The following is an 18,503-nucleotide window of genomic DNA, read 5'->3' on the forward strand; positions in this document are numbered from 1 at the left end:
CAAGACCAAGGGCCGCCGGGGGAAACCCCGGCGGCCTTTGCCATTTCGAAACCTCCACCCATCGAAACCTCGACCCAGGGGCGCCTGTGTCTTCCCGGGTCTTATGCTATCGGCAGGGCAGGGGAGATGCCTGGGGGTGCGATCATGGAACGTTGGACGTTGCGCCTGAGTGCCCTTGTCCTCGCGCTTGTTATGACGGGCCCGGCTCAGGCCGCCGAGCCCGACCTTTCGACCATGAGTGCCGGGGCTCGGGTTGCCTTTACCAAGGCGATGCCCAAGGGCGGGGAACTGCACAACCACATCTCCGGCGGAATCTTTGCCGAGACCCTGCTCGGTTGGGCGGTGGAGGATGGTCTTTGTGTTGACGTATCGACCCTGGCCCTGGCCCGCCCGCCCTGTGAGGGCCAGAACCTCCGCCCCGTGGCGGAGGCCATGGCCGATGAGGTGCTCTATTCAGACATCCTCGACAGTCTGAGCACCCGTCAGCCGGGTTTTCTGGACCGCTCAGGCCATGACCAGTTCTTTGGCGTCTTTGGCCGCATTGGCGCGGTCGGACCTGCCCGAGGGGGAGACCGCCTGGCCACGGTCATGGAGGATCTGGCCCACCAGAACACCTTCTATCTGGAGGCTATGGTGACCCCACAGGGCGCGGCTTCGGCGGCGCTTGGCCTCAAGGTCGGGCTGAAGTCTGACCTGTCGCAGATGAAGGCAGAGATTGAAGCGGCAGGGCTTGCGGCTGTGGTGGACGCCGCCATTGCCCAGACGGACGTCATGGAGGCCCGCGCCCGGGAGGTGCTGGCCTGCGATACCCCAAATCCGAGGCCGGGATGCCAGGTCACCGTGCGATATCTGGTCCAGACCACCCGGATCATTCCCCCTGAGGCGACCTTTGCCCAGCTGCAGCTGGGGGTCGCCCTGGTCCAGGCCGACCGCCGCTGGGTCGGCCTGCAGATGGTGGCGCCCGAGGATCACCCGACCGCACTGGGGAACTACCGCCTGCACATGGAGATGGTGGGCTTTCTGACAAAGCAGGGGCACCTGGCACCGGCCGCTCTTCACGCCGGCGAGCTGACCTTTGACTATGCGCCGCCGGAGCACCTGCGTGATCACATCAGCCAGGCAGTGCGTATCGCCGGGGCCCGGCGGATTGGCCATGGGGTGGCTCTCCCCCACGAGACCGACGCCGAGGTCCTGGCGGCCGAGATGGCCCAGGCGGGCATCCTGATTGAGGTCAACCTCTCCTCGAACGAAGTCATCTTGAAGTTCACCCCAGAGGATCACCCCTTTGCCTGGTTCCTGGAGCGGGGCATTCCGGTGAGCCTGTCCACAGACGACTCCGGGCTCCTGCGGATCGACCTGTCCCATGAGTACGAGCGCGCAGTGGCCTATGGTGCCGACTATGCCGACCTGAAACGTTCAGCCCGAAATGCCCTGGCCTTTTCCTTCCTGGCGGGGGAGGGGCTCTGGTCCGATCCTGGCCAGTACCGGCGGCCAGCGCCGGCATGCCGAGGTCAGATTGGCGCATCGGAGCCCCGGGGCGGTTGTGCGGCCCTGGTCTCGTCCAGCGACAAGGCCCGTGAGCAATGGCGCCATGAGGCCCTGCTGGCCAACTTCGAGGCAGGCTTCAGAGGGCGCTCGCGCAGATGACCAGAAAGTCATGACCTCGATTTAAGCTGCCCTGGGGTCTGGCCCCCGCTAGCCTTTGAGCAGATCAATAAAGGGAGCGGCACATGACCCGTTCAATCTTTACCCTCGGCGTTGTGGCGGCAGGACTGTCTCTGGCTACCGCCGCCCACGCCGCGCCCTCCGTGGAGGTGCGCGACGCCGTGGCTCGGGTTGTGGTTACGCCTGAGGCCCGCCAGGACATCCAGGTGGACATTCTGACCACAAATCCAAGCCTTCCCCTGACCGTCCGCACCGAGGGGGCCCTGGTCATCATCGATGGGGACCTCGACCGCAGCATCCGCAGCTGTAGAGCCCGAGGGGAGCGATCCTCGGTCACGGTCTCGGGTGTTGGTGAGGTGGCCTATGCGGACATGCCTCAGGTGGTGATCCGCACGCCAATGGCCGTGGATCTTAAGGTGGGAGGGGCAGTGTTTGGTGTGGTCGGCCGTAGCCAATCCCTGAAGATCGCCAATGCCGGCTGCGGAGAATGGACCATGGCCAATATCAGCGGCAAGCTCGACGCCACCCTGGCGGGATCTGGCGACATGCGGGCCGGGGCGGCCAGCGCAGCGACCCTGAGGGTAGCAGGATCAGGCGACATGGCCGTGCGTCAGGTTTCCGGGCCCCTGGCGGTGGACCTGGCGGGCTCCGGCGACGTGAAGGTGGCGACGCTCACCGGATCGAGCCTGAAGGTCAATCTGGCGGGCTCTGGCGACGTGGAGGTGGCGGCCGGCAAGGTCGACGCCATGTCAGCCTCTGTGACCGGCTCAGGGGATGTCCGGTTTGACGGTGAGGCCCGCAGCCTTCAGGCTGCGATCGTCGGATCTGGTGATATCCGCGTGCGCGAAGTGACCGGAGCCGTAAACCGCTCGGTCATCGGGTCGGGGGATATCCGAGTGGGTGAGTCATCTTAAGGGCCGGGGGCGGCTCGCGGCCCTTGACGCAGGCGAGTCGCCTCTGTACTACCGCGCTTCCTGTTGGACCGGCTGTGCGGCTTCTGTCGCAGACGCGGTCCGCAGAACGACCTGAGGCCGTGACATAACACAGCGTTCTTAGGGGTAGCCTTCGCGGCGACGCGAGGGCCGAATTCGTTTTTGCGGGCTACGCGTACGGCACCTCTCGCTTTGGGGGTTCCGGAGTTGGTCTTTGAAATGGTCAAAGTCACGCGGGCGGACCGCCGTCTGTAGGGAAAATTAAGAGCGATATGGATCGTCAGAACATCCGCATCCGGCTCAAGGCCTTCGATCACCGCGTGCTGGATCATTCCACGCGTGAGATCGTAAACACGGCCAAGCGCACCGGCGCCACCGTCAGGGGTCCCATCCCCCTGCCGACCCTCATCGAAAAATTCACCGTCAACCGCTCGCCGCACGTCGACAAGAAGTCGCGCGAGCAGTTTGAGATCCGCACGCACAAGCGCGTGCTCGACATTGTCGACCCCACCCCGCAGACCGTGGACGCGCTCATGAAGCTCGACCTGTCCGCCGGCGTGGACGTCGAGATCAAGCTCTAAGGGGACCAGCCGATGCGTACCGGCGTGATCGCCAAAAAGCTGGGCATGGCGCGCTTCTTCGATGAAAGCGGCGTCCATGTGCCTGTCACCGTCCTCAGCCTTGAAGGCTGCCAGGTGGTGGCTCAGCGCACTCAGGAGAAGGACGGCTACGTGGCCCTCCAACTCGGCGCTGGCTTCAAAAAACCCAAGAACACCACCAAGGCCCTGCGCGGCCACTTCGCCAAGGGCGAGGTCGAGCCCAAGCGGACCCTCGGTGAATTCCGCGTGTCGGAAGACAACCTGGTCGATGTCGGTGCTGAACTGAGCGCCGAGCACTACGTCCCCGGCCAAAAGGTCGACGTGACCGGCGTGACCATCGGTAAGGGCTTCGCCGGTGCCATGAAGCGCTGGAACTTCGGGGGCATGCGCGCCACCCACGGCGTGTCCGTGTCCCACCGGGCTCACGGTTCGACGGGTCAGCGCCAGGATCCGGGCAAGACCTTCAAGGGCAAGAAGATGGCCGGCCACTATGGGGTCGAGACCGTCACCACCCTGAACCTGACCGTCTGGCGGGTTGATGCCGAGCGTAACCTCATCCTGGTCAAGGGTGCGGTCCCCGGTTCCGAGGGCTCCTTCGTCAAGATCCGCGACGCGGTGAAGTCGGCTCTGCCGGCTGACGCGCCGAAGCCGGCTGGCGTCCGCAAGGCCGGTGGCGCGGCGTCCGCGCCCGTCGCCGAAGAAGCTCCGGCTCAAGAGCCGGCTGCGGAGGGGCAGGAATAATGAAGCTCGACGTCATCACCCTCGACGGCGGAAAGGGCGGCTCGATTGAGCTGTCTGACGCCATCTTCGGCATCGAAGAGATCCGCGGCGACATCCTGCAGCGGTGCGTGACCTGGCAGTTGGCCAAGCGCCGTGCGGGCACGCACAAGATCCAGGTGCGCAACGAAGTCTCGCGTACCGGCAAGAAGATGTACAAGCAGAAGGGCACCGGCGGCGCCCGTCACGGCTCGCGCCGGGCGGCTCAGTTCGTCGGCGGCGCCAAGGCCCACGGTCCCGTGGTCCGCAGCCACGCCTTCGATCTGCCCAAGAAGATCCGCGCCATGGCCCTCCGTCATGCTCTGTCTTCCAAGGCCAAGGCTGGGGCCCTTGTGGTTCTGGACTCCGCGACGATCCCGGAGGCCAAGACCGCTGCCCTGCGCGCCAACTTCGCCAAGCTCGGCCTGACCAATGCTCTGGTCATCGCCGGTCCTGAAGTGGACGGCAACTTCCGCCTGGCCGCGCGCAACATCCCCAATGTGGACGTCCTGCCGAACGCCGGCCTGAACGTCTATGACGTGCTGCGTCGTCACACCCTGGTCCTCACCAAGGATGCGGTGGAAGCGATCAATGCGCGGTTCTCTGAGAAGGAAGCTGCGTGATGGCTGTGCCTACCGCCCGCCACTACGACACCGTCCTGGCGCCGGTGATCACCGAAAAGGCGACCCTGCTTTCCGAGCAGAACAAGGTTGTCTTCCGGGTCGCCGCCGATGCGTCCAAGGATGAGATCGCCGCCGCTGTCGAGACGCTGTTCAAGGTCACCGTGACCAAGGTCAACACCTTGAACGTCAAGGGTAAGACCAAGCGTTTCCGCGGCATCACCGGTCGTCGTTCCGACGTCAAGAAAGCCATCGTGACGCTGGCCGAAGGCCAGTCGATCGACATCACCACGGGGCTCTGATCCGATGGCCTTGAAGCAATTCAATCCGACTTCACCTGGCCGTCGCGGCCTGGTGCTGGTCGACAAGTCCGAGCTCCACAAGGGTCGGCCTGAGAAGTCCCTCGTCGAGGGCCTGACCAAGTCCGGCGGTCGTGGTGGCGGTGGCCGTATCGCCGTTCGCTTCCGCGGCGGCGGCGCCAAGCGCCTGTACCGCAAGGTCGACTTCAAGCGTCGGAAATTTGACGTGGTCGGCGTGGTTCAGCGCCTGGAGTATGACCCCAACCGCACGGCCTTCATCGCCCTGGTGAAGTATGCTGACGGCGAGTTGGCCTACATCCTGGCCCCGCAGCGCCTGAAGGCGGGCGATGAGGTGATCGCCGCTGAAAAGGCTGACGTGAAACCGGGCAACGCCATGCCCCTGCGCGGCATGCCCATCGGCACGATCATTCACAATATCGAGCTGAAGCCCCTCAAGGGCGGTCAGGTGGCCCGTTCGGCGGGTGCCTACGCCCAGCTGGTTGGCCGTGACGCTGGCTACGCGCAGATCCGCCTGAACTCCGGCGAGCTGCGGATGGTCCAAGACACCTGCATGGCCACGGTCGGTGCAGTGTCCAACCAGGACCATATGAACGAAGTCCTGGGTAAGGCCGGTCGGTCGCGCCACAAGGGTCGTCGTCCTCACGTCCGCGGCGTGGCCATGAACCCGATCGACCACCCGCACGGTGGTGGTGAAGGCCGGACCTCTGGCGGTCGCCACCCGGTGACCCCGTGGGGCAAGCCGACCAAGGGACGCAAGACCCGCACCAACAAGACGACGGATAAGTTCATCATCCGCTCGCGCCATGCTCGGAAGGCCCGCTAAGTCATGACCCGCTCCGTCTGGAAAGGTCCGTTTGTCGACGGATACCTGCTCAAGAAGGCCGAAGCTGCTCAAAGCTCCGGCCGCAAGGACACGATCAAGACCTGGTCGCGTCGCTCCACCATCATGCCGCAGTTCGTCGGCCTGACCTTCGGCGTCCACAACGGCCACAAGCATGTGCCCGTGCTGGTCTCTGAAGAGATGGTCGGCATGAAGTTCGGCGAATTCGCTCCGACCCGGTATTTCCCGGGCCACGCGGCCGACAAGAAGGCCAAGAGGAAGTAGTCATGGCCAAGCAAGCGAAAGCGCGCCGCCTGGCGTCCGTCGAGGCCATGGCCAAGGTTCGGACCCTGCGGATCAGCCCTCAGAAGCTGAACCTGGTGGCCCAGTCGATCCGCGGCCTCAAGGTCCAGCAGGCTCTGAACGAGCTCGAATTCAGCCAGAAGCGCATCGCCCGCGATGTGCGAAAGGCGCTGTATTCGGCCGTTTCCAATGCGGAAAACAACCACAACCTCGACATCGACTCCCTGGTCGTCGCCGAGGCCTTCGTGGGCAAGAACCTGGTGATGAAGCGTTTCCATGCCCGTGCGCGTGGCCGCGCCTCGCGGGTTGAGAAGCCCTTCTCCGAGATCACCATCGTGGTCCGCGAACTTGGTGAGGCTGCCTGATGGGTCAGAAAATCAATCCAGTCGGGCTTCGCCTCGGCATCAACCGCACCTGGGACAGCCGCTGGTTCGCCGATGGCCGTGACTACGGGCGGCTGCTGCATGAAGACCTGAAGATCCGTACGGAACTGAAGAAGCGCCTGGCCCAGGCTGGTGTTTCCCGGATCATCATCGAGCGTCCGCACAAGAAGTGCCGGGTGACCATCTATGCCGCGCGGCCGGGTGTCATCATCGGCAAGAAGGGTGCTGACATCGACAAGCTCCGTAAGGACCTGTCGGCCCTGACGGACGGCGATGTGCACCTCAACATCGTTGAGATCCGCAAGCCCGAGACCGATGCTCAGCTGGTGGCGGAGAACATCGCCCAGCAGCTGGAGCGCCGGATTGCGTTCCGTCGCGCCATGAAGCGTTCGATGCAGTCGGCCATGCGCCTTGGTGCCAAGGGCGTCCGCATCAATGTTTCGGGCCGTCTTGGCGGTGCGGAAATCGCCCGTATGGAGTGGTACCGCGAAGGCCGCGTGCCGTTGCACACCCTCCGTGCGGACATCGATTACGGGTTCGCTGAGGCCAAGACGACCTACGGCATCATCGGCATCAAGGTCTGGGTCTTCAAAGGTGAAGTCCTCGAGCACGATCCCATGGCCCTGGACAAGCGTCTGGCGACTGAGTCCGGTCCGGCCGGCGAGGGCGGTGGCCGCAATGATCGTAGCGATCGTGGCCCGCGCCGCGACCGCCGCGACCAGGCTGGCGCGTAAGGATTACAAGTCATGTTGTCTCCTAAGAAGACCAAGTTTCGGAAGCAGTTCAAAGGTCGCATCCATGGTGCGGCCAAGGGCGGCTTCACGTTGAACTTCGGCTCGTATGGCCTGAAGTCCCTTGAGCCTGAGCGCGTCACGGCGCGCCAGATCGAGGCCGCGCGTCGGGCGATTACCCGCCAGATGAAGCGTCAGGGCCGGGTGTGGATCCGGATCTTCCCGGACCTTCCCGTCACCGACAAGCCTGCCGAAGTCCGTATGGGTAAGGGCAAGGGCTCAGTGGAATACTGGGCCGCCCGGGTTCACCCTGGCCGCATCATGTTCGAGATCGACGGGGTTCCCGACGATATCGCCCGTGAGGCCCTGCGCCTTGGCGCTGCCAAGCTGCCGGTGAAGACCCGTATCGTCACCCGCATCGATCCTATCGCGGAGCACGCGTGATGAAAGCCGCTGACGTCCGGGGCATGACCCCCGATCAGATCGCCGAGTCGCTGCTGAACCTGAAGAAGGAGCAGTTCAACCTGCGCTTCCAGGCGGCGACGGGCCAGGTGGAGAAGACCCACCGAGTCAACGAGATCCGCAAGGACATCGCCCGGCTGAAGACCATCCTGCGCGGCAAGCAGGCTTCGGCCTAAGGAGACCATTGATGCCGAAACGTATTCTAGAAGGCGTGGTCGTTTCCGATAAGGGCGACAAGACCATCGTGGTCCGTGTCGAACGGACCATCCTGCACCCGGTGCTGAAGAAGATTGTTCGTCGCTCGAAGCGCTATCACGCGCACGACGAGGCCAATACCTACAAGATCGGCGAGCGGGCTCGTATCATCGAGTGCGCGCCGAAGTCCAAGCTCAAGACCTGGGAGGTCCTGCCTAAGCAGACCGCCCAGTCAGCGACATAAGAGAGGATCGCTTCTAATGATCCAGATGCAGACTAACCTCGAAGTCGCCGATAATTCCGGCGCCCGTCGTGTGATGTGCATCAAAGTCCTGGGCGGCGCCGGTCGGCGTTATGCCGGCGTGGGCGACAAGATTGTCGTCTCCGTGAAGGAAGCCATCCCGCGTGGTCGCGTGAAGAAGGGCGACGTTCTGCAGGCCATCGTGGTCCGCACCTCGTCGGCCATCAAGCGCAAGGACGGTTCGGTCATCCGCTTCGACAAGAATGCGGCGGTGATCGTCAACAAGCAGAGCGAGCCGATCGGCACGCGGATCTTCGGCCCGGTTCCCCGCGAACTGCGCGCCAAGAACCACATGAAGATCATTTCGCTTGCGCCTGAGGTGCTGTGATGGCGGCTAAGATTAAGAAGGGCGACCGCGTTGTCGTCCTCACTGGCAAGGACAAGGGCCGTCAGGGCTCTGTTGTCCGCGTGATGCCGAAGGAAGAGCGCGTTGTGGTGGAAGGCCTGAACATGGTTCAGCGTCACACCCGTCCGACGCAAGGCGATCCCCAGGGTGGGATCAAGAACAAGGAAGCGCCGCTTCACGTCTCGAACGTGGCCATTGTCGACTCCAACGGCAAGCCGACCCGCGTCGGCTTCAAGGTGGATGGCGACAAGAAGGTTCGCGTCGCCAAGACGACCGGCGAGGTTATCAATGGCTGATCAAGCTTACGAACCCCGGCTGAAGACCGAATATCGCCAGCGCATCCGCGCGGCGATGAAGGAGCAGTTCGGCTACACCAACGAAATGCAGATCCCCAAGCTGGACAAGATCGTCCTGAACATGGGCGTCGGCGAAGCCGTTGCTGATAGCAAGAAGATCCAGTCGGCGATCACCGACCTGACCAAGATCGCGGGTCAGAAGCCAGCACCCACCCGCGCCCGCCAGTCCATCGCCGGCTTCAAGCTGCGCGAGAACATGGTGATTGGCGCGAAGGTGACCCTGCGCAAGGATCGGATGTACGAGTTCCTTGACCGCCTGGTGACCATCGCTCTGCCGCGGGTGAAGGACTTCCGCGGCCTGAAGCCGACCTCGTTTGACGGTCGTGGCAACTATGCCATGGGCCTGAAGGAGCACTTGGTGTTCCCCGAGATCAACTATGACCAGATCGATCAGGTCTGGGGCATGGACATCATCGTCTGCACGACTGCGAAGACCGACGACGAAGCCCGACAGCTTCTCCGGGAATTCCAGTTCCCGTTCAACGCTTAGGAACGGGGAAGGATAGAGACATGGCCAAGAAAAGCGCAGTCAACCGCAACGAGAAGGTCAAAGCCCTCGTCAAGCAATACGCCGAAAAGCGCGCCGCGCTGAAGGCGATTGCCAATGATGAGAGCCTGCCCCTGGAAGAACGTTTCGAAGCCCGCCTGAAGCTCGCCGAGCTGCCGCGCAGTTCGTCCAAGGTGCGGATTCGTAACCGTTGCGAAGTCACCGGCCGCCCGCGCGGCTACTATCGTAAGCTGAGGATGAGCCGTATCGCCCTGCGCGATCTCGGTTCGGCGGGGCATATCCCCGGCCTCGTCAAGTCGAGCTGGTAGGAGGGGCCCATGGTAAACGACCCCATTGGCGATCTGATCGCCCGGATCAAGAACGCCGCGATGCGCGGCCGCAGCAAGGTCTCCACGCCGGCCTCGAAGATGCGCGCGCGCGTCCTCGATGTGCTCGCCGAAGAGGGCTATATCCGCGGCTATCAGCTGGTGCAGAAGCCCGGTGCCTTCCCGGAGTTTGAGATCGAACTCAAGTACTTCGACGGCGCGCCGGTGATCGTTGAGATCCGTCGCGTGTCCAAGCCGGGCCGCCGCGTCTATTCGTCGATCAAGGACCTGAAGCCGATCAAGAACGGCCTCGGGATCTCGATCCTGTCGACGCCGAAGGGCGTCATGTCCGACACCGCTGCCCGCGACGCGAATGTGGGCGGCGAAGTGCTCTGCAGGGTCTACTGATATGTCTCGTATCGGAAAGAAGACGGTTCCCGTCCCGAACGGGGTGCAGGTGACCATCTCGGGTCAGACCGTGACGGTGAAGGGTCCCAAGGGGCAACTCGCCTGGACGGTCGCCGAGGAGATCGAAATCCGTCAGGAGGGCACCGAGCTCGTTCTGGCCAAGAAGGTCGATACGACACGGGCTCAGGCCATGTGGGGTCTCTCCCGCACCCTGGTCAGCAACATGGTCGTCGGGGTCACCGATGGCTACGAGCGCACCCTGGAACTGGTCGGCGTTGGCTATCGTGCGGCCATGAAGGGCGACATGCTCTCCATGCAGCTGGGCTTCAGCCACGACGTTGAGATCAAAGCCCCGGAGGGTGTGGCCTTCGCCACGCCCAAGCAGACCGAAGTCAAGATCAGCGGCATTGATAAGCAGCTGGTCGGTGAGACCGCGGCCCGCATTCGCCGGATCCGTCCGCCTGAGCCCTACAAGGGCAAGGGTGTTCGTTACGCGGGCGAAAAGGTCCGTCGTAAGGAAGGCAAGAAGAAGTAAGCCATGGCGCTCTCTCCCCGTGACACCTCCAAGCGCCGCGCCGAGCGGAATCGCCGGCGTCTTCGTGCACTGTCCAACGGTCGCCCGCGTTTGTCGGTCTTCCGTTCGGACAAGAACATCTACGCCCAGGTCATCGATGATGAGCGTGGCGTCACCCTGGCTGCAGCCTCGTCTCTGGAGGGCGATAAGCCATCCAAGGGCTCGGACAAGGACGCGGCCGCTCGCGTCGGTGCCCTGGTCGCTCAGCGCGCTATCGAAAAAGGCGTCAAGGACGTCGTCTTCGATCGCGGCAGCTACATCTTTCACGGTCGGATCAAGGCGCTGGCCGATGCCGCGCGTGAAGCCGGCTTGAACTTCTAAGGGTAAGCGAATGGCTCGTGGAAACGAACGCGGTGGCGGTGAACGCCGGGACCGCAATCGCGGGAACCCCGCGGAAGACCGCGCCGACAGCGACATCGTCGAGAAGCTGGTGCACATCAACCGCGTCGCAGCGACCGTTAAGGGGGGCCGTCGGTTCTCCTTCGCCGCTCTGATGGTGGTCGGTGACCAGAAAGGCCGCGTGGGCTTTGGTCATGGCAAGGCGCGTGAAGTGCCTGAGGCCATCCGCAAGGCCACTGAAGAAGCCAAGAAGTCCATGATCCGCGTGCCGCTCCGCGAGAGCCGCACTCTGCATCACGACGGCAACGGTCGCTGGGGCGCAGGCAAGGTCATGGTCCGCGCGGCACCTCCCGGCACCGGCGTCATTGCCGGCGGCCCGATGCGCGCGGTTCTGGAAACCCTCGGGGTCCAGGACGTGGTCGGCAAGTCGGTGGGCTCGTCCAACCCCTACAACATGGTGCGCGCCACATTCGAGGCCCTCAAGGCCCAGGCGTCTCCGCGCCAGGTCGCCGCCAAGCGCGGCAAGAAGGTCAGCGACGTGATCGGCCGCCGTTCAGATGGCGCTTCGTCCGAGAGCGCCGTCGCCGCCGACGCTGAAGGATAAGCGATATGGCCAGCCTTACTGTTCGTCAGACTGCCAGCCCGATCCGCCGGGCCAAGGATCAGCGCGCCACCCTGGTGGGCCTGGGCCTGAACCGGGTTGGTCGCGTCGCCACCCTGGACGACACGCCTTCGGTGCGTGGCATGATCCGCAAGGTGCAGCACATGGTTGAGGTGGTGGAGGGCTAGGCCGTCCACCCCAAGACCCGCCCCTAGGGGCTTTGATTTCAGCCGAGTCGGGGTTCTCCCCGGCGTTAGATCTCTGAGGAGAGGCGACTATGACTAAGCTCAACGAACTGTCCCCCCGCGAAGGCTCTGTTAAGGGCCGCATGCGCGTGGGTCGCGGCCCGGGTTCGGGCAAGGGCAAGACCGCTGGCCGCGGTGTGAAGGGGCAGAAGTCCCGGACCGGCGTGTCCATCGCGGGCTTCGAGGGCGGCCAGATGCCGCTCCACATGCGGATGCCCAAGCGCGGCTTCAACATGCATCGCCCCAAGGACTTCGCAGAGGTGAACCTGTGGCGCCTGGAGCAGGCCATTGCCGCCGGCAAGCTCGACGCCAAGGCCGCGATCGACGCCAAGGTGCTTGTCGCCGCGGGCGTTCTGCGTCGGGAGAAGGACGGCGTCCGTCTGCTGGGCAAGGGCGAGATCAACACCAAGATCAACATCACTGTCTATTCGGCCTCAGCCTCGGCGATCGCAGCTGTGGAAAAGGCTGGGGGCACGGTGACCACCCTGCGCCCGCAGACCGAAGCTGGTTCGGAAGGCTAAGGTCGACGGACGCCCATGAGCGCTCCCGTCATTCGCCGGGTGACCGGCGGAGGGCAGGGCGCTTTCACCGCATGCCTGGCTGAGGCCAGTGACATGCGCCCGGGCCTCCCCTATGTGTGACCGGTTCTTAGACGCGGGGATCTAAATGGCTTCGGCCGCCGAACAACTCGCAGCCAACTTGAACTTCGGCGCCTTTCAGAAGGCGACGGAGCTTCATAAGCGCATCGGTTTCACCCTTCTGGCGCTGATCATCTATCGCCTGGGGACCTATATTCCGATCCCAGGGATCGACCCGATCGCGTTCTCCCAGGCCTTTGAGGGCCAGGCCAGCGGCATTCTTGGCATGTTCAACATGTTCTCCGGCGGTGCCGTGGAACGGATGGCGATCTTCGCCCTGAACGTGATGCCCTACATCTCGGCCTCGATCATCGTGCAGCTGCTCGGTGCGGTCTATCCGCCCTGGGAGAAGCTCCGGAAAGAGGGTGGGGAGGCTGGTCGCAAGACTCTCAACCAATACACCCGCTATCTCACCGTTGTGCTGGCCGTGTTCCAGTCCTTCGGCATCGCCATGGGTCTCAGCGCCAGCCAGGGTCTGGTTCAGGATCCCGGGCCGTTCTTCATCGCCACCACCGTGGTGACACTGACCGGTGGCACCATGTTCCTGATGTGGCTGGGTGAGCAGATCACCAGCCGCGGGGTCGGCAATGGTATCTCGCTGATCATTTTCGCCGGTATCATCGCGGTGCTGCCGCGGGGGATCTGGCAGATGTTCTCCATGACCCGGACCGGGGCGCTCTCGGGCGTCGGCATGCTGCTGATCATGGGCATCGCCATCGCCGTCGTCATCGCCATCGTCTTCATGGAGCGCTCGCAGCGCCGCCTCCTGGTGCAATATCCCAAGCGCCAGCAGGGCAACCGCATGGTTGGCGGCGATACCTCGTTCCTGCCGCTGAAGATCAATACCGCCGGCGTGATCCCGCCGATCTTCGCCTCCAGCCTGCTGCTGTTGCCCACCACCGTCATGGGCTTCCTGGCAACAGCCGACCTGCCGCCCTGGGCGCAGTGGCTGCCGGGCACGGTCGGCGCGCTGCAGCACGGTCAGCCCCTGTTCATGGTGCTCTATGGTGCCCTGATCATCTTCTTCTGCTTCTTCTACACCTCCATCGTCTTCAACCCGGATGACACGGCGGAGAACCTCCGAAAGTACGGCGGGTTCCTGCCGGGGATACGGCCTGGAAAACGAACGGCGGAGTACCTTGATTACGTCCTCACCCGTTTGACGGTGATCGGGGCGGCCTACATCACCATTGTCTGCCTGCTGCCTGAAGCTTTGATCGGATTTTACAACGCGCCCTTCTATCTGGGGGGCACCTCGATCCTCATCGTGGTTACGGTCACCATGGACACCGTGACCCAGATCCAATCTCATTTGCTCGCCCATCAGTACGAAGGCCTCATCAAGAAGTCGAAGCTGCGGGGCGGTCGCGGACGGTCCTAAAGGGGGACTGTGCGCTATACGCCGCGCCAAATTTGGCCGGTGGGGGAGGGTATTTCGAAGATGAACCTGATTTTGTTTGGTCCGCCGGCGGCGGGAAAAGGCACTCAGGCCAAGCGGCTGGTGAGCGAGAAGGGCATGGTCCAGCTCTCAACGGGGGACATGCTGCGCGCGGCGATCAGCTCGGGCTCTGAGCTCGGCAAGCGGGTTGAGGGGATCATGCAGCGTGGCGAGCTCGTCTCGGACGAGATCGTCATCGCCCTGATCGAAGAGCGGCTTGAGGAGACCGAAAAGGCTGGCGGCGCCATCTTTGACGGCTTCCCGCGCACCCTGGCCCAGGCAGAAGCCCTCGACGCCATGTTGGCGGGGCGCGGCGCCAAGATTGACCTGGTCATCCGACTCAAGGTTGACGACCAGGCTCTGATGGACCGGATCGCCACGCGGTACGCTGAGACGGCCCGACCTGACGACAATCCCGAAAGCTTCAAGGTTCGCCTTGGGGCCTATAACGACCAGACCGCACCCCTGCTGCCCTACTACCAAGGCCAGAACAAACTGGTTGAGGTGGACGGCATGGAGGCGATCGACGCGGTGGCCCAGGCCATCGACCGGGCCATGGGGGCACCGCGCCCCTAGGGCTCGACCCGCACAACCCAAACTTGAGGGCGCCGTTGTTCACGGAGTCCCCACCTTCGCCCACGGAGCGCACAGAAATGTGTCGTTCCGCCATTGACGGAAACGCAACGATCCATATAACGGGGCGCTTCCGCGAAAGGGCGCGAAGGACGCACGGCAACCCATAGGTCGCCAGGCGCCGTTCGCGCATCTCTGCGTGACCAGGAGAATACCCCAGTGGCCCGCATCGCAGGCGTCAACATTCCGACTAACAAGCGCGTCGTGATCGCGCTGCAGTACATCCACGGCATCGGTCAGGCCAAGGCCGCCGAAATCGTTCAGAAGGTAGGTCTCGAGCCCGCGCGGCGCGTGAACCAGCTGACCGACGCTGAGGTGCTGCAAATCCGTGAAACCATCGACCGCGACTACCTGGTCGAGGGCGATCTTCGCCGCGACACGGCGGTCAGCATCAAGCGTTTGATGGATCTGGCCTGCTATCGCGGCCTGCGTCACCGCAAGGGCCTGCCGGTCCGCGGTCAGCGGACCCACACCAATGCGCGCACCCGCAAGGGCCCCGCCAAGCCGATCGCCGGCAAGAAGAAATAATAAGAGAGCTTAGCCGATGGCCAAAGAACCGGCGCGCGTCAAACGGCGTGAGCGCAAGAACATCACCTCCGGCGTGGCGCACGTGAACGCCTCGTTCAACAACACCATGATCACGATCACCGATGCGCAGGGGAACACCATTTCCTGGTCGTCGGCCGGGATGATGGGGTTCAAGGGCTCGCGGAAGTCGACCCCCTATGCCGCCCAGATGGCGGCTGAGGATGCTGGCCGCAAGGCCGCTGAGCACGGCGTGAAGACCCTGGAAGTGAACGTGTCCGGCCCGGGTTCGGGACGGGAATCGGCGCTGCGGGCGCTGCAGTCGGTTGGCATGACCATCACCACCATTCGTGATGTGACGCCGATCCCGCACAACGGCTGCCGTCCGCCCAAGCGCCGGCGCGTCTAAGGCCTGGCTTTCGCATCCCCCAACGCCGGCCCGCGTTTCGCGGCCGGCGATCCTGCGTTTAGGGACACCCATCCGTGATCGAAAGAAACTGGAACGAGCTCATCCGTCCCGAAAAGCCGCAAATCGAGACCGGTTCTGACGCCAGCCGCAAGGCGCGCATCGTCGCTGAACCTCTCGAGCGTGGCTTCGGTGTGACGCTGGGTAACAGCCTGCGCCGTGTTCTGTTGTCCTCCCTCCAGGGCGCGGCGGTGTCCGCCGTCCAGATCGACGGCGTGGTCCACGAGTTCTCCTCCCTCGAAGGTGTTCGTGAAGACGTCGTCGACATCGTCTTGAACATCAAGCAGCTGGCTGTGCGTATGCATGCCGAGGGCCCCAAGCGCATGACCCTGCGCGCCACGGGGCCTGGCGTGGTGACCGCCGGCCAGATCGAGACCCCCTCGGACATTGAGATCCTCAATCCTGACCACGTGCTCTGCACCCTGGATGACGGTGCCAACGTGCGCATGGAGTTCACGGTCCAGACCGGCAAGGGTTACGTCCCGGCTGAGATGAACCGCCCAGAGGACGCCCCCATCGGTCTGATCGCCGTGGACGCTCTCTATTCGCCGGTGAAGCGCGTCGCCTATCGCGTCGAGCCCACCCGCCAGGGCCAGAGCCTCGACTATGATCGCCTGATCATGGAAGTGGAGACTAACGGTGCCGTCAGCCCCGTGGATGCAGTGGCCTATGCCGCCCGCATCCTCCAGGACCAGCTGCAGATCTTCATCACCTTCGAAGAGCCGAAGAAGAAGGTCGAAGGCGAAGCCAAGCCGGAACTGCCGTTCAACCCGGCCCTGCTGAAGAAGGTCGACGAGCTCGAACTGTCGGTCCGTTCGGCCAACTGCCTGAAGAACGATAATATCGTTTACATCGGCGACCTGATCCAAAAGACCGAAGCCGAGATGCTCCGCACCCCGAACTTCGGCCGAAAGTCGCTGAACGAGATCAAGAAGTCCTGGCCGGCATGGCGCTGCACCTGGGCATGGACGTGCCCAACTGGCCGCCGGAAAACATCGAAGACCTCGCCAAGAAGTTCGAAGACCAGATGTAGGACGTGTTCGCGCTGATTCCGGGCCGCTTCGGCGGCCTGGACCCCGTGAAGCCGCACCAGCGGTGGAGGGTTCCGGCGCTTCGTTATGACCCAGGCGGGAGCAGGCTGGGATAGGTGACACAAGGCGTCGCCCCGCAGATGCGGGACCGCCAGGCGGGCTGGATAGCCCAGGAGAGTAAGATATGCGCCACGGTTACGCGCACCGCAAACTGGGCCGCACCAGCGCCCACCGGACCGCCATGTTCGCCAACATGGCCGCCAGCCTGATCAAGCACGAGCAGATCGTGACCACCCTGCCCAAGGCGAAGGAACTGCGTCCCTTCGTGGAGAAGCTGGTGACTTTGGCCAAGCGCGGCGACCTGCACGCCCGTCGTATCGCTATCAGCCGCGTCCGTGACGTGGAGCAGGTGGGCAAGCTGTTCTCCACCCTCGGCCCGCGCTACAGCGCCCGCAACGGTGGCTATATCCGCGTGCTCAAGGCTGGCTATCGCTATGGCGATAACGCGCCCTTGGCTGTCATCGAGTTCGTAGACCGCGATCCGTCCGAAAAGGGCAAGGATAGCGGCCCCAAGCCTGAGGCTTTTGCCGAGGACTAAGGTCCCGTTGGTCTGACGATTTGAAACCCCCAGGTGGCAATGCCTGGGGGTTTTTCTATGGTCGCGGCTTTAGGCTTCAGGCGACCTTCGACGCGCTCAAGCTGTCATCGAGGCGAGGTAACAAGAGCCCATGACCCGGATCCCCCGCGCCCTGTTACTCCTCACGGTCCTGTTGGGCCTTTCAGCCTGTGCCACCGCCGCCCCGTCGCTGGGCCAAGATGCGAGGGTACCGGGCGGCCCCGTCGTTCTCATCTCCATAGACGGCTTCCATCCCGCCTATCTCGACCGGGGCGTGACCCCGAACCTGGCGGCCCTGGCGGCGCGCGGGGTTCAGGCGGAGATGAAGGCATCCTTCCCCACCAAGACGTTTCCCAACCACTACACCCTGGTCACGGGGCTGCGCCCAGATCGCCACGGGATCATCGACAATGTCATGACTGATCCAGCGCTGCCCGGCCGGGTGTCCCGCCTGGGCGACCGGCATGAGGTCACCGATCCGGTCTGGTGGAACGGGGCCATGCCCATATGGGTCAGCGCCGAGCGGGCAGGGTTGAAAACCGCAACCCTGTTCTGGCCGGGCTCAGAGGCCCCCATAGCCGGGGTGCAGCCTTCCCATTGGATGACCTTTGACCAGACGATGAGTGCGCCCGACCGGGTTGCCCGCCTGCTGGCCTGGCTGGATGTCCCCAAGGCTGAACGTCCCGTCTTTCTGACCCTCTATTTCGATGAGGTGGACACCTATGGCCCCCGGTTTGGCCCCGACAGCCCGGAACTGGACGCCGCCCTGGCCCGCACTGACGCGGCCATCGGTCAGCTCGTAGCTGGGCTGAAGGGGCAGGGCCTGCTGGCCAGTGCCAATCTGATCGTCGTTTCTGACCACGGCATGGCCGCCACCTCGCGGTCGCGCATTGTCCGGCTGGAGGACCTGGTGTCGCCGGCTGATGGCCTGGTCCTGTCCACGGGCCCGCACCTGACCTTCGAGCCTGCCGAAGGGCGTCGGATGCAGGTGGAGGCGGCCTTACTGCGACCGCACCCGCATATGGAGTGTTGGCGAAAGGGCGAGTTGCCCGAGCGCCTGGCGTTTGGTCATCACCCCCGGGTCGCCAGCCTCTTTTGCCTGGCCCAGACCGGCTGGGAGATCCTGCCGCAGAGCGCGGCTGAGCGCAGGCCCCTTGTGGGCGGTGCGCATGGCTATGACCCTGCCGATCCTGCGATGGCCTCGATCTTCATCGCAGCCGGGCCGGCGTTTCGATCCAACATGAGGATCCCCACCCTCGAAAACGTCGATGTCTATCCGTTGCTGGCCCGGCTTCTGGCCCTGGCGGCAGAACCCAACCAGGGCGATCCAGCGGCCCTTGAAGCGGCTCTGACGCAGTAGGCTCCTGGTGTCAGAGAATTCACAGCA

The 18,503-nt window shown here is 63.9% G+C and carries 29 protein-coding genes and 1 pseudogene; all 30 read left to right on the forward strand.

What is annotated here, in order from left to right:
- Positions 1-192: 192 nt before the first annotated feature.
- On the forward strand, positions 193-1,647 hold the full coding sequence (locus tag MH112_RS10695; RefSeq protein WP_296567597.1) for an adenosine deaminase: 1,455 nt from the start codon (positions 193-195) through the stop codon (positions 1,645-1,647).
- A gap of 83 nt (positions 1,648-1,730) precedes the next feature.
- Positions 1,731-2,579: a DUF2807 domain-containing protein gene (locus MH112_RS10700; protein WP_296567599.1), complete on the forward strand. Its 849-nt coding sequence runs from the start codon at positions 1,731-1,733 to the stop codon at positions 2,577-2,579.
- Between the two features lie 290 nt (positions 2,580-2,869).
- Positions 2,870-3,178 carry a 30S ribosomal protein S10 gene (gene rpsJ, locus MH112_RS10705; protein ID WP_004616952.1) on the forward strand — a complete coding sequence of 103 codons (309 nt, stop codon included), beginning with the start codon at positions 2,870-2,872 and terminating at the stop codon, positions 3,176-3,178.
- A gap of 12 nt (positions 3,179-3,190) precedes the next feature.
- Positions 3,191-3,937 (forward strand): 50S ribosomal protein L3, encoded by a 747-nt coding sequence (gene rplC / locus MH112_RS10710; protein ID WP_296567602.1) that lies wholly within the window; start codon positions 3,191-3,193, stop codon positions 3,935-3,937.
- A complete protein-coding gene (rplD, locus tag MH112_RS10715; protein ID WP_296567605.1) occupies positions 3,937-4,575 on the forward strand; it encodes a 50S ribosomal protein L4 in 639 nt (212 codons plus the stop codon). The genes rplC and rplD overlap by 1 nt, the downstream gene beginning before the upstream one ends.
- On the forward strand, positions 4,575-4,874 hold the full coding sequence (locus MH112_RS10720; RefSeq protein WP_296567607.1) for a 50S ribosomal protein L23: 300 nt from the start codon (positions 4,575-4,577) through the stop codon (positions 4,872-4,874). The genes rplD and MH112_RS10720 overlap by 1 nt, the downstream gene beginning before the upstream one ends.
- Before the next feature lie 4 nt (positions 4,875-4,878).
- Positions 4,879-5,715, forward strand: a complete 837-nt coding sequence (gene rplB, locus MH112_RS10725; protein ID WP_296567610.1) for a 50S ribosomal protein L2 — start codon at positions 4,879-4,881, stop codon at positions 5,713-5,715.
- A gap of 3 nt (positions 5,716-5,718) precedes the next feature.
- Entirely contained in the window at positions 5,719-5,997 is a 279-nt protein-coding gene (rpsS, locus tag MH112_RS10730) for a 30S ribosomal protein S19 (RefSeq protein ID WP_296567612.1), read from the forward strand.
- A 2-nt stretch (positions 5,998-5,999) separates the two neighbouring features.
- Entirely contained in the window at positions 6,000-6,380 is a 381-nt protein-coding gene (gene rplV, locus MH112_RS10735; RefSeq protein WP_293319374.1) for a 50S ribosomal protein L22, read from the forward strand.
- A complete protein-coding gene (rpsC, locus tag MH112_RS10740) occupies positions 6,380-7,132 on the forward strand; it encodes a 30S ribosomal protein S3 (RefSeq protein WP_296567616.1) in 753 nt (250 codons plus the stop codon). The genes rplV and rpsC overlap by 1 nt, the downstream gene beginning before the upstream one ends.
- 12 nt (positions 7,133-7,144) lie before the next feature.
- Positions 7,145-7,573 carry a 50S ribosomal protein L16 gene (gene rplP, locus MH112_RS10745; RefSeq protein WP_293319370.1) on the forward strand — a complete coding sequence of 143 codons (429 nt, stop codon included), beginning with the start codon at positions 7,145-7,147 and terminating at the stop codon, positions 7,571-7,573.
- A complete protein-coding gene (gene rpmC, locus MH112_RS10750; RefSeq protein ID WP_293319368.1) occupies positions 7,573-7,767 on the forward strand; it encodes a 50S ribosomal protein L29 in 195 nt (64 codons plus the stop codon). Before rplP ends, rpmC begins: the two co-directional genes overlap by 1 nt.
- Before the next feature lie 11 nt (positions 7,768-7,778).
- On the forward strand, positions 7,779-8,030 hold the full coding sequence (rpsQ, locus tag MH112_RS10755) for a 30S ribosomal protein S17 (RefSeq protein ID WP_296567621.1): 252 nt from the start codon (positions 7,779-7,781) through the stop codon (positions 8,028-8,030).
- 16 nt (positions 8,031-8,046) lie between these two features.
- Positions 8,047-8,415, forward strand: a complete 369-nt coding sequence (gene rplN / locus MH112_RS10760; RefSeq protein WP_056018090.1) for a 50S ribosomal protein L14 — start codon at positions 8,047-8,049, stop codon at positions 8,413-8,415.
- Positions 8,415-8,729 (forward strand): 50S ribosomal protein L24, encoded by a 315-nt coding sequence (gene rplX / locus MH112_RS10765; protein WP_296567842.1) that lies wholly within the window; start codon positions 8,415-8,417, stop codon positions 8,727-8,729. The genes rplN and rplX overlap by 1 nt, the downstream gene beginning before the upstream one ends.
- Positions 8,722-9,279, forward strand: a complete 558-nt coding sequence (rplE, locus tag MH112_RS10770; RefSeq protein ID WP_293319353.1) for a 50S ribosomal protein L5 — start codon at positions 8,722-8,724, stop codon at positions 9,277-9,279. The genes rplX and rplE overlap by 8 nt, the downstream gene beginning before the upstream one ends.
- A gap of 20 nt (positions 9,280-9,299) precedes the next feature.
- Positions 9,300-9,605 (forward strand): 30S ribosomal protein S14, encoded by a 306-nt coding sequence (rpsN, locus tag MH112_RS10775; protein WP_296567623.1) that lies wholly within the window; start codon positions 9,300-9,302, stop codon positions 9,603-9,605.
- A gap of 9 nt (positions 9,606-9,614) precedes the next feature.
- On the forward strand, positions 9,615-10,010 hold the full coding sequence (gene rpsH / locus MH112_RS10780) for a 30S ribosomal protein S8 (RefSeq protein ID WP_293319349.1): 396 nt from the start codon (positions 9,615-9,617) through the stop codon (positions 10,008-10,010).
- Position 10,011: 1 nt separating this feature from the next.
- Positions 10,012-10,545, forward strand: a complete 534-nt coding sequence (gene rplF, locus MH112_RS10785) for a 50S ribosomal protein L6 (protein ID WP_296567626.1) — start codon at positions 10,012-10,014, stop codon at positions 10,543-10,545.
- 3 nt (positions 10,546-10,548) lie between these two features.
- The gene (gene rplR, locus MH112_RS10790) at positions 10,549-10,905 is read left to right on the forward strand and encodes a 50S ribosomal protein L18 (RefSeq protein WP_296567628.1); all 357 of its coding nucleotides are present in this window, start codon (positions 10,549-10,551) and stop codon (positions 10,903-10,905) included.
- A 10-nt stretch (positions 10,906-10,915) separates the two neighbouring features.
- The gene (rpsE, locus tag MH112_RS10795; protein ID WP_296567631.1) at positions 10,916-11,527 is read left to right on the forward strand and encodes a 30S ribosomal protein S5; all 612 of its coding nucleotides are present in this window, start codon (positions 10,916-10,918) and stop codon (positions 11,525-11,527) included.
- Positions 11,524-11,712: a 50S ribosomal protein L30 gene (gene rpmD, locus MH112_RS10800; protein ID WP_296567844.1), complete on the forward strand. Its 189-nt coding sequence runs from the start codon at positions 11,524-11,526 to the stop codon at positions 11,710-11,712. The genes rpsE and rpmD overlap by 4 nt, the downstream gene beginning before the upstream one ends.
- 89 nt (positions 11,713-11,801) lie before the next feature.
- Complete coding sequence (gene rplO / locus MH112_RS10805) at positions 11,802-12,290, forward strand: 50S ribosomal protein L15 (protein WP_296567633.1); 489 nt, start codon at positions 11,802-11,804, stop codon at positions 12,288-12,290.
- A gap of 145 nt (positions 12,291-12,435) precedes the next feature.
- A complete protein-coding gene (secY, locus tag MH112_RS10810; protein ID WP_296567636.1) occupies positions 12,436-13,788 on the forward strand; it encodes a preprotein translocase subunit SecY in 1,353 nt (450 codons plus the stop codon).
- A 60-nt stretch (positions 13,789-13,848) separates the two neighbouring features.
- Positions 13,849-14,421, forward strand: coding sequence for an adenylate kinase (locus tag MH112_RS10815; RefSeq protein WP_296567639.1), 573 nt, complete (start codon positions 13,849-13,851; stop codon positions 14,419-14,421).
- 216 nt (positions 14,422-14,637) lie between these two features.
- Positions 14,638-15,006 carry a 30S ribosomal protein S13 gene (rpsM, locus tag MH112_RS10820; protein ID WP_293319335.1) on the forward strand — a complete coding sequence of 123 codons (369 nt, stop codon included), beginning with the start codon at positions 14,638-14,640 and terminating at the stop codon, positions 15,004-15,006.
- A gap of 16 nt (positions 15,007-15,022) precedes the next feature.
- Complete coding sequence (gene rpsK, locus MH112_RS10825) at positions 15,023-15,412, forward strand: 30S ribosomal protein S11 (RefSeq protein ID WP_183777088.1); 390 nt, start codon at positions 15,023-15,025, stop codon at positions 15,410-15,412.
- A gap of 74 nt (positions 15,413-15,486) precedes the next feature.
- Positions 15,487-16,502 (forward strand): annotated as a pseudogene (locus MH112_RS10830) (DNA-directed RNA polymerase subunit alpha).
- A gap of 182 nt (positions 16,503-16,684) precedes the next feature.
- The gene (gene rplQ, locus MH112_RS10835) at positions 16,685-17,098 is read left to right on the forward strand and encodes a 50S ribosomal protein L17 (RefSeq protein WP_296567643.1); all 414 of its coding nucleotides are present in this window, start codon (positions 16,685-16,687) and stop codon (positions 17,096-17,098) included.
- A 130-nt stretch (positions 17,099-17,228) separates the two neighbouring features.
- Positions 17,229-18,476: an ectonucleotide pyrophosphatase/phosphodiesterase gene (locus tag MH112_RS10840; protein WP_296567645.1), complete on the forward strand. Its 1,248-nt coding sequence runs from the start codon at positions 17,229-17,231 to the stop codon at positions 18,474-18,476.
- Positions 18,477-18,503: the final 27 nt, after the last annotated feature.

The sequence above is a fragment of the Phenylobacterium sp. genome (assembly GCF_022402485.1).
GTDB lineage: Bacteria > Pseudomonadota > Alphaproteobacteria > Caulobacterales > Caulobacteraceae > Phenylobacterium.

Bases quoted from the DNA above. Each gene is read 5' to 3' on its own strand.
- rplO (WP_296567633.1), top strand. From the start codon at position 11,802: ATGACTAAGCTCAACGAACTGTCCCCCCGCGAAGGCTCTGTTAAGGGC.
- rplB (WP_296567610.1), top strand. From the start codon at position 4,879: ATGGCCTTGAAGCAATTCAATCCGACTTCACCTGGCCGTCGCGGCCTG.
- MH112_RS10700 (WP_296567599.1), top strand. From the start codon at position 1,731: ATGACCCGTTCAATCTTTACCCTCGGCGTTGTGGCGGCAGGACTGTCT.
- rpsE (WP_296567631.1), top strand. From the start codon at position 10,916: ATGGCTCGTGGAAACGAACGCGGTGGCGGTGAACGCCGGGACCGCAAT.
- rpsH (WP_293319349.1), top strand. From the start codon at position 9,615: ATGGTAAACGACCCCATTGGCGATCTGATCGCCCGGATCAAGAACGCC.
- rplC (WP_296567602.1), top strand. From the start codon at position 3,191: ATGCGTACCGGCGTGATCGCCAAAAAGCTGGGCATGGCGCGCTTCTTC.
- rplQ (WP_296567643.1), top strand. From the start codon at position 16,685: ATGCGCCACGGTTACGCGCACCGCAAACTGGGCCGCACCAGCGCCCAC.
- rpsQ (WP_296567621.1), top strand. From the start codon at position 7,779: ATGCCGAAACGTATTCTAGAAGGCGTGGTCGTTTCCGATAAGGGCGAC.
- MH112_RS10720 (WP_296567607.1), top strand. From the start codon at position 4,575: ATGGCTGTGCCTACCGCCCGCCACTACGACACCGTCCTGGCGCCGGTG.
- rplR (WP_296567628.1), top strand. From the start codon at position 10,549: ATGGCGCTCTCTCCCCGTGACACCTCCAAGCGCCGCGCCGAGCGGAAT.
- rpsK (WP_183777088.1), top strand. From the start codon at position 15,023: ATGGCCAAAGAACCGGCGCGCGTCAAACGGCGTGAGCGCAAGAACATC.
- MH112_RS10695 (WP_296567597.1), top strand. From the start codon at position 193: ATGACGGGCCCGGCTCAGGCCGCCGAGCCCGACCTTTCGACCATGAGT.
- rpsJ (WP_004616952.1), top strand. From the start codon at position 2,870: ATGGATCGTCAGAACATCCGCATCCGGCTCAAGGCCTTCGATCACCGC.
- rpsN (WP_296567623.1), top strand. From the start codon at position 9,300: ATGGCCAAGAAAAGCGCAGTCAACCGCAACGAGAAGGTCAAAGCCCTC.
- rplP (WP_293319370.1), top strand. From the start codon at position 7,145: ATGTTGTCTCCTAAGAAGACCAAGTTTCGGAAGCAGTTCAAAGGTCGC.
- rplD (WP_296567605.1), top strand. From the start codon at position 3,937: ATGAAGCTCGACGTCATCACCCTCGACGGCGGAAAGGGCGGCTCGATT.
- rplV (WP_293319374.1), top strand. From the start codon at position 6,000: ATGGCCAAGCAAGCGAAAGCGCGCCGCCTGGCGTCCGTCGAGGCCATG.
- MH112_RS10815 (WP_296567639.1), top strand. From the start codon at position 13,849: ATGAACCTGATTTTGTTTGGTCCGCCGGCGGCGGGAAAAGGCACTCAG.
- rpsS (WP_296567612.1), top strand. From the start codon at position 5,719: ATGACCCGCTCCGTCTGGAAAGGTCCGTTTGTCGACGGATACCTGCTC.
- rpsC (WP_296567616.1), top strand. From the start codon at position 6,380: ATGGGTCAGAAAATCAATCCAGTCGGGCTTCGCCTCGGCATCAACCGC.
- rplX (WP_296567842.1), top strand. From the start codon at position 8,415: ATGGCGGCTAAGATTAAGAAGGGCGACCGCGTTGTCGTCCTCACTGGC.
- rpmC (WP_293319368.1), top strand. From the start codon at position 7,573: ATGAAAGCCGCTGACGTCCGGGGCATGACCCCCGATCAGATCGCCGAG.
- secY (WP_296567636.1), top strand. From the start codon at position 12,436: ATGGCTTCGGCCGCCGAACAACTCGCAGCCAACTTGAACTTCGGCGCC.
- rplF (WP_296567626.1), top strand. From the start codon at position 10,012: ATGTCTCGTATCGGAAAGAAGACGGTTCCCGTCCCGAACGGGGTGCAG.
- rplE (WP_293319353.1), top strand. From the start codon at position 8,722: ATGGCTGATCAAGCTTACGAACCCCGGCTGAAGACCGAATATCGCCAG.
- MH112_RS10840 (WP_296567645.1), top strand. From the start codon at position 17,229: ATGACCCGGATCCCCCGCGCCCTGTTACTCCTCACGGTCCTGTTGGGC.
- rplN (WP_056018090.1), top strand. From the start codon at position 8,047: ATGATCCAGATGCAGACTAACCTCGAAGTCGCCGATAATTCCGGCGCC.